Raw genomic sequence first — 12,773 nt, 5'->3', positions numbered from 1 at the left:
CACTATCTTGGTACTTCTACTGATTGTACAATTATTTCTATGACTTTATCTGCAGTCATTCCTTCCATTTCTCTTTCTGGAGTTAACATTATTCTGTGGCGTAATACTGGATAGATACTTTTCTTTACATCTTCTGGAATTACAAAATCACGTCCGTTAATTGCTGCAAATGCTTTTGCTGCCATTAATACTGCAATACTTGCTCTTGGTGATCCTCCTAAATATAAATGCGAATTATTACGTGTATTTGAAATTAATTCAGCGATATATTTTATAATTTTCTCCTCTACTAAAACATCAAATACTTTACTTCTATATTCTAACAGTTCTGTCTCTGTTAAAACAGTTGACACTTTTGTTTGAGGCAGCGCTCCTTTACGTTCGTTATGAGCTGTTAAAATTTTAATCTCTTCATCTAAATTTGGATAACCTACATTTATCTTAAACAAGAAACGATCTAATTGAGCTTCTGGTAATGCATATGTTCCTTCTTGTTCTATAGGATTTTGTGTTGCCAATACCATAAACGGTGGTTTCATTTCATAACGAGTTCCATCCATAGTAATTTGTTTCTCTTCCATTACCTCAAATAAAGCAGCTTGCGTTTTTGCAGGTGCTCTATTTATCTCATCAATTAGAACAATGTTAGAGAATATAGGTCCTTTTTTAAATTCAAAATCAGAAGTTTTCATATTCAAAACAGAAGTTCCTAATACATCAGAAGGCATTAAATCTGGTGTAAATTGAATTCTACTAAAATCTGTAGCAATTGTTTTTGCTAACAACTTAGCTGTTACTGTTTTTGCTACTCCTGGTACACCTTCTATTAAAACATGTCCATCTGCTAACAATGAAACTAATAATAACTCTATAAAATCTTCTTGTCCAACTATAACTTTAGCTAGCTCTTCTTTTATTTTTACTACTGCTTCCTTTAGTTTAGATAAATCTATTCTATTTGAAAACAATTCATTTGATTCGGTTGTTGGATTCTCTACACTCATCCTATTCTTTTTTATTCTTTAAACGCTTCTATAGCTTTATTTAATGCTGTTAATTCTTCTTCTTTTATATGTTCTTTTGACGCTATTGCATCTATCTTTTTAAACAAATTGACTACATCGTCATATGGTTTTCCACTCCTACTTGATAGTTTCTCATAGAAAGCTTCATCTATTTTTAATGTTGACAATCGATAAGTAGTTCTTATATACTCTAAAAAGTAATTTATTTTATGTGATGCTATATTTTTATGATCTGATTTTTCATAATACATATTAGCTATTGTTCTTGTAAAAGCTAAGGTTTGATTCTTTAAAGGTGTAATTACTGGAATAAATCGCTGTTTTCTTTTCCCTTTAAAAACGATAAAAAACAATACACCTATTAAAGCCACATAATAAGCCCATTTTAAATGTTTTGAACTTAATACATAATGCATTGGCGAGGCTATTCTACTCTTCCCTGTCTTATAATATGTGTCCCATAAAATTATATTATCACTATAACTTTTTCCATCGTCAACACCTGAATTATTTTTGTCTAAATATGACAATACATTTCCTACATATTCATAATTATCTTTTAGCAACATACTATAATTAGTAAATGCTTGGGGAAAAGTATGTAAATAAAAATACCCTTTCCCATACTTTGTTCTAATATAATTAGCTTCAGTACTTTCAACTACACCATCCCCATCTTTAATAATTATCTCTCCTAAAATGGTTGTATTTAATGTATCAATTTCTGAAAAGTATCGTTTCGGAAAGTCTCTATCAAAATAATACTCTTTGTCTCCAAATTGTGGATTACTCATTTTTTGGTATGCCTTTTCTTCAAATGCAGATGTACTTAATTGCTTTGTTCTTACATTTAAAGTATCTATATAAATACCGTTTGTTGCTATAAAAACATTATTTCCTCGTTCGACAAAATCTAATAATTCTTCAAACTCATCATCTCCAAAATTAAGAGCATTATCTATAAACAAATAAGTTCCTTTACGTGTAGAATCTTTTAAAAATAGATACGGGTTTTGATATACATCTTTTACTTTCTTTTCTGAAAAAAGAGATGGCAACTCTTCGTGTAAAATATAAGTTCCATAAGGTATCTTGTGATTTGCAGCATAACTTGGAAACCAATTTATTTCTTTTGGTTTTACTGATTCAATATAAACAATACCAAGTATTATAAATATCAATAAACCAATATATATTTTTAGTTTTTTATCCAATTCCTTAAATTTTAGCAATCACACTTTTAAAGTTTGTTTCGGCTTGTAAAAACTTTTCTTTATCTATTAAAAAGTCTCCATACCAAACATAATCATATAAATAAGTCAGTTTTTTAAACTCTGAGTACAAACTTTTGTTTAACGATAACTCTTTTATATAATCTTCGTTTGTTTTTTCTTGTTGCCAAGAAATCAATTCTTTTTCCGATAGGTTTTTCAACAATAACAAATAATAATAACGTACTGCTAGTTGATAATTTCCTTGATTAATTGCTTTTTGAATTAAACTTGGTAAATCCTTATCTCTTATCAATGCTTCATCTTCTGAAAGATTTACAACAGACTTTGCGTTTTTGCCTTCTATAATGCTTCTCGCTTTTACTTTTAGAAAGAACTTTATAATAAAAAACAATACTAATCCAGCAATTATATATGGTAAGGCTCTTAAAACATTCCATAAAAAACCTACAGCTGGAGTAATATCTTCAAAGAAATAAGACAATATATTTTTTACATTCCTTTTTAACCAATCCCAAAATTTATCAAAAACTGTTGGTTCACTTTTTTGAACAACATATATAAACTCCTTTTGTTTTTTATACTCTTCTATTTTTTCAGCATCAAATTTCTTTTGCTCGATTTTAGAATCGTCAAACTGAACTAGCTTTTTTTCTTCTTGTGAAAAAACACAAATAGAAAACAATAAAAATGTTATGTAAAAAAGAAACTGTTTCAAAATATTATTGACCTAAACCATCTATTTTTTCAATTGTTCCTGTTAAGTTTTTTTGCTCATTAATATCAAAGTATATAAATACGTTTGTTATTAATGTTATAGAATAAAAAAAGAATCTACCTATATAAGCTACAATTGTTAAAATTAAAAAGATAGGGTCCATAAAAATATTAAAAATCTGAGTTGGATCTTGATCTCTAATCCCTATTCCTACTTGTATCAATTGATATATTGCAGCTGGTATTTGGAATATATAACCTAAAACCATAACTAATAATCCAACAACAATTACAACTCCTAATGTTTCCCAAAAATGACCATTTATAAAGTTAAAGCTTTTTCCAACTGCATCTGTCGCAGAAACATTTTCATATACAAATATAGAAGCAGTTAAAGACAAAACAGGTATGGTATAAAAAATCGGAAAAAAACATAGCATAGCACTAACTACAAAGATTATTCCCATTAAAAAAAGCATTCCTGTAAAAGACCAAAATTTCGATTTAATTTCCTCTTTAATATAATCTTCTTTTACAACTCCTTCATTGTCTATATAAGATTTTATATAATACATACCAGCCAAATTAACATAAACCAGTGCTATTAAGTAAAAAATAGACATTAGTATAGCTGATAAAAACATTCCCCCTGCAAAGCCTAAGTTAGGGGTAGGATTAGAATGTGTTTCTAAATCTAAACCTGAAAACATACTCGAAGCAGAATACATGTAAAAAATTAAAGATGCAATTGCTAATAATATAGGAATAATAGATACTTTCATTATTGTTTTAAAAAAAGGCTTTCCTTCTAACCTTATGAATTTAAAAGCATCAGTAATAATACTTCCTAAATCTCTTTCTTTTTTAAATTCTATATATTCTTTAGTCATTTGTTAATTGATTTTTATGTACTTGTATTGGATAGATTATGTAATAAAATATAATGATTGCCAAAGATGACAAGATTATCAAAACTGCTAACCAGTCTGGCATTTCAGTATGTCTCGTTACAAAACCTTCTAAAAAACCAGCTATGATGAAGAAAGGAATGGTACTTACCATAATTTTCAATCCGTCTTTCATACTTCTTTTAAAAGATTCTAATCGAGAATATGTTTTAGGAAATAACAATCCGTTACCCAAAACTAGACCTGCACAACCTGCTATTACAATTACTGATATTTCTATAGTTCCATGAATCCAAATGGTTCTTGAAGACTCCCATAATAAACCTTTATCGTAAAAGAAATACAAAAACGAACCTAGCATAATTCCGTTTTGCATCATTATATATAAAGTTCCTACAGAAAATAACATTCCTAAAACAAAAGCATACATTGCCACTCTTATGTTGTTTACTGTAATACCTATAAACATATCTAATTCATTTGCTTTTTTGTAAACCGCCATAGGATCGCCTTTTTCTATGTTTTCTAACGTCATATTTACATAGTTATCACCTAAAATAAGTCGTACAAAATCAATATCGTTTGCTGATGAAAAAGCTCCACACAGAGTAAAAAAAGCAAATACTACAAAAGCAATCAATAGTTGCTTTTGATGCTTATAAAACATTAATGGAAATTCAGTTTTAAAAAAACTAAAGAATCTATTCTTACTCTCCTTCTTGGTTTTATATATTTTTTGATGTGCTACTGAAGCAATCGAATTCAAGTACACTACAGTATTTCCTTTAGGATAAAAGGTTTTAGCGTAACTTAAATCGTCAGTCAATTCAACATATAAATCAGATAATTTATCAGGGGACACAACTGCTTTGTTGTATAAAACATCTTCAAAAAGTTGCCATTTTTCTTTGTTCATATTTACAAAAGCGGCTTCTCTCATTTTTTAAGAAAAATAGTAGTTTTCTTTCGTGCAATTTCTTTAATCATAGAATCTTTTTATCTTCGCTAAGCTAAAAAAAGTTAAAGAAACAACAATAAAAAAAATTGAAAAACTAATCAATGGATAATTTTCAAATAGAAACTGCACAAAATATTTCTATAAATCAAAATGTAGCTCACATAACCACTAGAATAGGTTCGTACTTAATCGATGCTTTATTTATAATTGGTTATTATATAATTATCATACTTATTATGGGAATGTTAGACATAGCCCCAAGTATGGAATACATGAGTTTATGGGCACTTATTAGTTTACCTGTCTTTTTCTATAGTTTAATTTTTGAAGTTTTAATGAATGGACAAACACCTGGTAAATATTTTAATCAAATTCGTGTGGTAAAACTAGATGGTTCTAAACCTACATTTGGAAGTTATTTGATACGTTGGTTATTACGTGTTATTGATTTTACCTTGGCTAGTGGTTCTGTCGCTGTTTTAACTATTCTTTTAAATGGGAAGGGACAACGCTTGGGCGATTTAGCTGCTGCAACTACAGTAATTTCTGAAAAGAAAAGGATTAGTTTAAAAGATACTATTGCTAGTGATATTGACAATAATTACACTCCTACATACACACAAGTTTCTTTATTAAAAGATAGCGACATACATACTATTAAAAGTGTATTTAATGATGCTAGAAGAAAAAGAAACCATAAGGTAATTCTAAAATTACATCAAAAAATAATTGAATTAACAGGTATTCATACTGAGCAGAAGCCTATGGATTTTATTAATACTGTTATTAAAGATTATCATTATTATGCACAACAATAAATTACAGAATAAATTCTTTTAATTTATTTCACTGGAAATTAAACGACTAAAAAGACTCCCTTTTTTTCGTTAATAAAAAGCTTTTAAAAAAGCAGATTTAACAATTTTAATCTTTTATTTTCGCCCTCCCCTTATCCAAAAAAACACAAATTTCTGACCGATAAGAAATAAGCATGGCAAACGAAAAAAACTGGTTACAATACTATAAAAACAGTTTATTTGATAGTGAAAACTTAGCAATAGATATTGCTAAAATTAAAAATCTTTTTCATCAAAACTCATCTGATTTGAGTAATGCTCTAATCAATTCAAAACAAGTAAATGAATTGTTAGATGTTGAAGAAAGAAGAATTAACAGATTAAGAGGAGTTACCAAAAAAGACGACCCAAAATGGCATCAAGTAGAAGAAACTAAAATACTTATAGCTCCTTTTCATTTAACATATCAAACAGAAAATCCCAAATATAAAAATAGAACCATACATCCTTTTTGGATAACGGTTGTTGCTAATAGATCTGGACAATTATCTGCTCCAAAAGAGATATTCCCTTTAATTGTTCGTAACTATTTAACTCCAATGGCTGATGTAAAAAATGATTTTATTTTTTCATCAATAGACACCATTTTAGATGCTAAAAATATTGAAGAACCAGAACCTGAATATGAAGATGAACCAGTTGCATGGAATGAATATTGGGATTATATCAATGAGGTTTTTTTAGATGTTACAGGTCATAATTTATACAGTTATAAAACAGAAGGCTATAATACTGTACATCAACTTACTTACTTTGCTGTAAGTTCTAAAATTGCCACTGCTAAAAGTATTCTTTTTCTTTATGAAAACTTACTAAAAGATGAAGAAGAACTTCCAGCTCTTTCAAAAATAATTAGTCCTTATGTAAGAGAAAGAAGACAAGCTATTACAGATAAAGAGTATTTAAGTTATAATCATTTACATTTAGGTCAAATGTCTAATGAATTTCCTTTATCTATTAGTCAGCGTAAAACATTACTTTCATATTTAGTAGCTGAGGAAAATGCTGTTACAGCAGTAAACGGACCTCCTGGAACTGGTAAAACTACATTACTACAAAGTTTAGTTGCTACGGAATTTGTAAAAGCAGCCATTAGAGGTGAAGATGCGCCTGTTATTGTGGCTTGTTCTAACAATAACCAAGCAGTAACTAACATTATTGATAGTTTTATCAATTCAAAAAGTACTATGGAAGGTTTATCTGAACGCTGGATTCCAGATTTTAATGGATATGCCACCTACCTACCTTCTAATTCTAAAAGTGAAAAAACTTTAAAAGGAATTAATTTCTTAAAAGGAAATCTTTTCAAACATGAAGGTACCTTGTGTAATTTAGAAAATGAAGATTATATACAAGAAGCAGCTTACTATTTCCTTACTAATTACTGTAATTACTTTGATGTATCTTCAAATTCTCTTGAAGATGCTTGTAATCATTTACAAGATGAAATTATAGCTATAGAAGACATTCTAATTGATGGAGTTGAATTTTCTGAAAACTATATCAATTCTATAGAAAGTATAAACAGTATCCTTTTAAATGAAAGTGATTTTATAGATAAAGATGATTTTAAAATTGGGAAAATTCAAGAATGGAGAACCATTATAACCAATTTAAAAAATGCATCGAAAGACATCGATTTCAAAGCTAAAGTACAGCAGTACTTTAGTATTGGTAGTTCTTCAAATACTGAAGACTGCATCTTTAAAATGGATGAATTTACATTTAACAATCAAAATAGAACTGTTTCATTTTTAAAAGAAAGTATTAACAACTTTAATTTAATTCTTCAATCTCACCTAAAACTAAAGAATTGGAAGTATGAAAACAATATTCAAGGCTTTCCTTCTACTAATGAAACACTGATGTGGGATAATGAATATGAGAAGTTAAATTCGACTGATAAAAGCAATCGTTTTTATTACGATGAATTAGACGTTAACTTACGTCATAAAGCTTTTCTTTTAGCAACCCATTATTGGGAAGCTCGTTGGCTATTAGAAACTCAAGATGCTATAGAAAACGATACAGAAAGAGGTACTGGAGAATTGGCTATTCAAGCAAAATGGAAACGTAGAGCTATGTTAACACCTTGTTTTGTGGCCACTTTTTATATGGCTCCAACGCATTTCTTATTTAGTCAATTCCAAGGAGAAAACGAATACGGAAAACCTGTTTTTGAATACCTACCGTTATATAATTTTTTAGATTTATTAATTATTGATGAAGCTGGGCAAGTAACTCCTGAGGTTAGTATCCCTATGTTTTCTTTAGCTAAAAAAGCCTTTGTTGTTGGCGACTTAAAGCAAATTGAACCCATATGGTCTATTCCTGAAAGAATTGATGTAGGAAACTTAACTAGCCTAAATATGCTTGAAAATAAAAACGACACTAACTATTTAAGTGATATTGGTTTTTTAGCTTCAAGTGGAAGTATTATGAGAATGGCTCAAAATGCTTGTGAGTATGAAACTCCTTTAAAGGAAGAAAAAGAACAAGGATTAGTTTTATTAGAACACAGAAGATGTAACGATGAAATTATTGATTTCTGTAACGAATTAGCTTACAATGGTATTTTAAAACCTATGAAAGGAAAAACAAAAGATACTCAAGCCTTTCCTCCTATGGTTGCTTATCATGTTGAAGGAGTTAGTGAACGTAAATACAATAGCCGTCGTAACATAAAAGAAGTAAACGCTATCATAACTTGGTTACAACAAAATAAGGAAACTATCCAAAAAGCTTATGGTGTAGATACTATTGAAAAGCAATTAGGAATTATCACGCCATTCGCAAGTCAAAAAGGAGAACTTTCAAAAGCTTTAAGTGAAGCTGGTTATAAAGTTAACGATATTAAACTAGGAACAGTGCACGCATTACAAGGTGCTGAACGTAATATCATATTATTCAGTTCTGTATACTCTAATGAAGATGAAGGCACCATGTTCTTTGAAAAAGATAACAAGCCTAACATGTTAAATGTTGCTGTTTCAAGAGCAAAAGAAAGTTTTATACTATTTGGTGACACTCGAATTTTTGACGAAACAAAAAACACACCTTCGGGAGTATTAAAAAAGCATTTACATGTGCATGAAATGGTAAGTTAAAACAAATAAAAAAGAGCGATTTAAAATCGCTCTTTTTTATTTCAATCATTTCTAAGTTTATTATTTCTTAAACTCAGAAATTGTTTTCTTTATAATAGAAATACAATCACGTAATTGCTCCTCATTCATTACTAATGGTGGTGCAAAACGGATAATATTTCCGTGAGTTGGCTTAGCTAATAAACCATTATCACGTAATTTAATACAAATATCCCAAGCTGTTGAGCTTTCTTCAGTATCGTTAATTAAAATTGCATTTAACAATCCTTTACCTCTTACTGAATTTACTAAATCTGTTTGCTCAGTAAATGCTCCTATTTCCTCTCTAAAAATCTTTCCTAAACGCTCAGCATTTTCAGCTAAACTTTCTTCTTTAACAACTTCTAAAGCTGCAATAGCAACTGCTGCTGCAACTGGATTTCCTCCAAAAGTAGAACCGTGGTTACCTGGCTTAATAACATTCATAATATTATCATTTGCTAATACTCCAGAAACCGGATAAGCTCCACCACTTAATGCTTTACCTAAGATTAAAATGTCTGGTTTTACATTTTCATGATCTACCGCTAACATTTTTCCCGTACGTGCAATACCTGTTTGAACTTCATCAGCTATAAATAATACATTATACTTTTCACATAACGCCTTAGCAGCTGCTAAATATCCTTCAGATGGCACATATACTCCAGCTTCTCCTTGAATAGGTTCAACTAAGAAACCAGCTATATTTTTATCACTTTCTAAAGCCTCTTCTAAAGCTTTTAAGTTATTATACTCTATTTTAATAAACCCATTTGTATAAGGTCCAAAGTTCTTACGAGCAACAGGATCATTAGAAAACGAAATAATTGTAGTTGTACGTCCGTGGAAATTATTTTCACAAACTACAATTTGTGCATCATTTTCATCAATTCCTTTTACTTCATAAGCCCATTTTCTACATAACTTTAAAGCAGTTTCAACAGCTTCAGCACCAGTATTCATTGGTAATAATTTGTCAAAACCAAAAAGTTCAGTTGCAAATTTTTCATACCTTCCTAGCATGTCATTGTAAAATGCACGAGAAGTTAATGTTAATGTTTGCGCTTGATTTACCATTGCTCCAACAATTTTTGGATGACAATGCCCTTGGTTTACTGCAGAATAAGCAGATAAAAAGTCATAATACTTCTTACCTTCAACATCCCATACGTACACTCCTTCACCTTTACTTAAAACCACTGGTAATGGGTGATAGTTATGTGCTCCGTGTTTGTTTTCTAAATCGATCGCTTGTTGCGAAGTTAATTGGTCTAAAACAGCCATTTTTAATAATTTTAAATTTATAAAATAACCATTCCTTATCTACCTTTATCCTTTCGAAGAAGTTTCGAAAATTCAGCGTGGGAAAGAAATCATCCCTAAAAAGTTCTGCAATTTACTAAATATTCAGAGCATTTAAAATCTTATTCCGATATTTTTCCAGCTAATGAAGAAACCTGCAACTCCAATCTTTTAATCTCTCTTAATAATGCATTTTTATCCATTTGCATCCAAGCAAATATTTTTAACATACTTACTCCTAACAAGAAAATCATAGTTCCTACCCCCCATTTTATTAAATCTTTAGTTGCTTCCGAATTAAAAAACTGAACAATACAGTAAATAAAAAGTCCAAAGAAAACTAAAGTCATAATATTCATTAAAACCATAATCCATTTATTCTTCCCTTGAAACAACCCACCAATCATTTGAAAAACATTCTGTTCATCTAATTCCTCATAAAATCTTGCCTCTTCTTCGGTTAAGGTTTCCTTTATTAATTTGTCAATATCTTCTGATTTCTCCATAATTTTATGTTTTTATTATTTTCTTTAATTTTTCTCTTGCATGAAACAACCTTGACTTTGCTGTTCCAACCGATATATCTAAAAGTTTACTTATTTCTTTAAGTGAATACGACTCAGTATAAAATAACTTAACAACCATCTGTTGTTCTATTGATAATTTCTGAATTGCTTTTAACAAACTACTTTTCAACTTTTCTTCTTCACTAACCTCAATTGAAATAACTTCTTTTCTATGCTCATTGTAATATTTTTGGTATTTATCCAATACTCTTTTATCTGCTCTTAACCAATCAATCGCCTTTCTATTTACAATACTAATTGCCCAACTTTTAAACCGATTAGGATTTTCAAGTTCTCCCAACTTTCTTATAATAACCTGCCAACTTTCTTGAGCTACATCTTTAGCTATATCACGGTCTTTTACATACCAAAAAGCAAGCTTACAAAATTGAACATGCCATTTTTTTACTAAGGCTGTTAACGCTTTTTGATTTCCTTCTTTATAGGCTAAAATCAAATCTTTATCAGTAATATTATTCAATTTTTTCATTATCAATTACATCTCATAGACGTATGAAAAGTTAAAAGGTTCAATTTTCTTTTTAAAAATAGAAATTTAAGTTTGAGTTAAAAGTATTTGAAACCATATCTTTTCCTAATTTTGCAAACCATAAATTATAGTTTACAATGCCACGTAGAGAACGAAATAAGTTTGTTAAAAGAAACGAAACAATAGAAATTTTAATTGAAGATTATGCCTTTGGAGGAAAAGGAATTGGAAGAATTCGCTCAGAAGAAGGAGTTTTTGTTGTTTTTGTTCCCAACACTTTACCAGGACAGTTGGTAAAAGCTCGTGTAGTTAAGTCGAAAAAGAAATATGCTGAATGTAAACTAGTAGAGGTTATAAAACATTCAGAAGACGAAATAGAAGTTCCATATCAAGATATCCCAGGTGCTCCATATATTCAGTTACCTATTGATCTTCAACATCAATATAAAAAAGAAAGTACACTTTCTTTATTTAAACGAATTGGTAAAGTTGAAAATATAGAAGATTTATTTGACGAATTCGTTGCTTCTCCTAATGTATTTCATTATCGAAACAAAATGGAATATGGATTTTCAGCTATTGGTTACGATAGAATTAATAAGAAAGATGATGATTTTTTCACCCTAGGTTTTAAACGCCGTGGTGTTTGGTGGATGGGAGATAATTTAGATAAAGACTCTGGATTATTTGATGCTCAAGTTGAAGATAACTTAAAAGTAATTAGAGAATACTGTGAAAAAACTGGTTTAGCTCCTTGGCACGGACCAAAAAAAGAAGGATTCTTCAGATATTTTGTTGTTAGAAAATCTTATAAAACAAATGAACTATTATTTAATTTGGTAACAACTTCTTATGATTTACCTAAATTTGACTTACAAGCTTTCGCTAATTTATTAAAAGACATTTTTGGAAATCGTTTAGCAGGATTATTACATACTATTAACGATGAAATTGGAGATAGAACTATTGCTACTTCTGGAAGTATTAGTCTTGTTACTGGAAAAGATAAAATTGTAGAAGAATTATTAGGTTTAAATTTTGAAATAAGCATGAAAAGCTTTTTTCAAACCAACCCAAAATCTGCAGAAAAATTATATACCAAAGTTGTTGATTATGCGTTAGAGAACAAGGATGCAGTAGATAATACCGTTGTTATGGATTTGTTTTGTGGAACTGGAACTATAGGTCAAATAATAGCTTCAAAAGCCAATAACACCAAAATTGTAGGTGTAGATATTGTAGCCTCAGCCATTGAAGATGCTAAGAAAAACGCTGAGAGAAATAATATAAAAGGGTTAGAGTTTTATGCAGCCGATGTTGGTAAATTCTTAAATGAACACCCACAGTTTAAAAACAAAATAAGAACTATTATTTTAGATCCTGCACGTGCTGGTATTGCTCCAAAAACACTTAAAAAAATCATAAATCTAAATGCAGATAGAATGGTTTATGTATCTTGTAACCCAGCAACTCAAGCTAGAGATACAGAAGAGTTAATTAAAAATGGCTATCAATTAAAAAAGATTAGCTTGGTAGATCAATTTCCGCATACAGCGCATATTGAAACAGTAGTATTATTTGAAAAATAAT

The 12,773-nt window shown here is 29.5% G+C and carries 11 protein-coding genes; 3 read left to right on the top strand and 8 right to left on the bottom strand.

The window, feature by feature from the left end:
* Positions 1-2 precede the first annotated feature (2 nt).
* Genes F7018_RS16345 through F7018_RS16325 form a run of 5 tightly spaced genes read right to left on the bottom strand, consistent with a single transcriptional unit; the run spans position 3 to position 4,822 of the window.
* A complete protein-coding gene (locus tag F7018_RS16345) occupies positions 3-1,004 on the bottom strand; it encodes an AAA family ATPase (RefSeq protein WP_150901177.1) in 1,002 nt (333 codons plus the stop codon).
* A gap of 11 nt (positions 1,005-1,015) precedes the next feature.
* Positions 1,016-2,239 (bottom strand): DUF4350 domain-containing protein, encoded by a 1,224-nt coding sequence (locus F7018_RS16340; protein WP_175578765.1) that lies wholly within the window; start codon positions 2,237-2,239, stop codon positions 1,016-1,018.
* Between the two features lie 4 nt (positions 2,240-2,243).
* Positions 2,244-2,975 (bottom strand): DUF4129 domain-containing protein, encoded by a 732-nt coding sequence (locus F7018_RS16335; protein ID WP_150901175.1) that lies wholly within the window; start codon positions 2,973-2,975, stop codon positions 2,244-2,246.
* A 4-nt stretch (positions 2,976-2,979) separates the two neighbouring features.
* On the bottom strand, positions 2,980-3,864 hold the full coding sequence (locus F7018_RS16330) for a hypothetical protein (RefSeq protein WP_150901174.1): 885 nt from the start codon (positions 3,862-3,864) through the stop codon (positions 2,980-2,982).
* Positions 3,857-4,822: a stage II sporulation protein M gene (locus F7018_RS16325; protein ID WP_150901173.1), complete on the bottom strand. Its 966-nt coding sequence runs from the start codon at positions 4,820-4,822 to the stop codon at positions 3,857-3,859. The genes F7018_RS16330 and F7018_RS16325 overlap by 8 nt, the downstream gene beginning before the upstream one ends.
* Before the next feature lie 119 nt (positions 4,823-4,941).
* Between F7018_RS16325 and F7018_RS16320 the strand changes: the two genes are divergently transcribed.
* Together F7018_RS16320 and F7018_RS16315 are read left to right on the top strand one after the other, a co-directional pair.
* A complete protein-coding gene (locus F7018_RS16320; protein ID WP_150901172.1) occupies positions 4,942-5,658 on the top strand; it encodes an RDD family protein in 717 nt (238 codons plus the stop codon).
* Positions 5,659-5,831: 173 nt separating this feature from the next.
* The gene (locus F7018_RS16315; RefSeq protein WP_150901171.1) at positions 5,832-8,804 is read left to right on the top strand and encodes a DEAD/DEAH box helicase; all 2,973 of its coding nucleotides are present in this window, start codon (positions 5,832-5,834) and stop codon (positions 8,802-8,804) included.
* Positions 8,805-8,864: 60 nt separating this feature from the next.
* On the opposite strand, the gene rocD is transcribed toward F7018_RS16315, so the two are convergent.
* The 3 genes from rocD to F7018_RS16300 form a co-directional block, all read right to left on the bottom strand.
* On the bottom strand, positions 8,865-10,109 hold the full coding sequence (gene rocD / locus F7018_RS16310) for an ornithine--oxo-acid transaminase (protein WP_150901170.1): 1,245 nt from the start codon (positions 10,107-10,109) through the stop codon (positions 8,865-8,867).
* A 140-nt stretch (positions 10,110-10,249) separates the two neighbouring features.
* Positions 10,250-10,633: a DUF6768 family protein gene (locus F7018_RS16305; protein WP_150901169.1), complete on the bottom strand. Its 384-nt coding sequence runs from the start codon at positions 10,631-10,633 to the stop codon at positions 10,250-10,252.
* A gap of 4 nt (positions 10,634-10,637) precedes the next feature.
* The gene (locus tag F7018_RS16300; RefSeq protein WP_150901168.1) at positions 10,638-11,183 is read right to left on the bottom strand and encodes an RNA polymerase sigma factor; all 546 of its coding nucleotides are present in this window, start codon (positions 11,181-11,183) and stop codon (positions 10,638-10,640) included.
* A 137-nt stretch (positions 11,184-11,320) separates the two neighbouring features.
* On the opposite strand from F7018_RS16300, the gene rlmD reads away from it, so the two are divergent.
* A complete protein-coding gene (gene rlmD, locus F7018_RS16295; protein ID WP_150901167.1) occupies positions 11,321-12,772 on the top strand; it encodes a 23S rRNA (uracil(1939)-C(5))-methyltransferase RlmD in 1,452 nt (483 codons plus the stop codon).
* Position 12,773 lies beyond the last annotated feature (1 nt).

The organism is Tenacibaculum aiptasiae, from assembly GCF_008806755.1.
Taxonomy (GTDB): domain Bacteria; phylum Bacteroidota; class Bacteroidia; order Flavobacteriales; family Flavobacteriaceae; genus Polaribacter; species Polaribacter aiptasiae.
This window is presented reverse-complemented; position numbering and strand designations above follow the sequence as displayed.

Excerpts from the sequence above, each read along its gene's own strand:
- F7018_RS16345 (WP_150901177.1), bottom strand. The coding sequence starts at position 1,004 with ATGAGTGTAGAGAATCCAACAACCGAATCAAATGAATTGTTTTCAAAT.
- F7018_RS16330 (WP_150901174.1), bottom strand. The coding sequence starts at position 3,864 with ATGACTAAAGAATATATAGAATTTAAAAAAGAAAGAGATTTAGGAAGT.
- F7018_RS16325 (WP_150901173.1), bottom strand. The coding sequence starts at position 4,822 with ATGAGAGAAGCCGCTTTTGTAAATATGAACAAAGAAAAATGGCAACTT.
- F7018_RS16320 (WP_150901172.1), top strand. The coding sequence starts at position 4,942 with ATGGATAATTTTCAAATAGAAACTGCACAAAATATTTCTATAAATCAA.
- F7018_RS16315 (WP_150901171.1), top strand. The coding sequence starts at position 5,832 with ATGGCAAACGAAAAAAACTGGTTACAATACTATAAAAACAGTTTATTT.
- rocD (WP_150901170.1), bottom strand. The coding sequence starts at position 10,109 with ATGGCTGTTTTAGACCAATTAACTTCGCAACAAGCGATCGATTTAGAA.
- F7018_RS16305 (WP_150901169.1), bottom strand. The coding sequence starts at position 10,633 with ATGGAGAAATCAGAAGATATTGACAAATTAATAAAGGAAACCTTAACC.
- F7018_RS16300 (WP_150901168.1), bottom strand. The coding sequence starts at position 11,183 with ATGAAAAAATTGAATAATATTACTGATAAAGATTTGATTTTAGCCTAT.
- rlmD (WP_150901167.1), top strand. The coding sequence starts at position 11,321 with ATGCCACGTAGAGAACGAAATAAGTTTGTTAAAAGAAACGAAACAATA.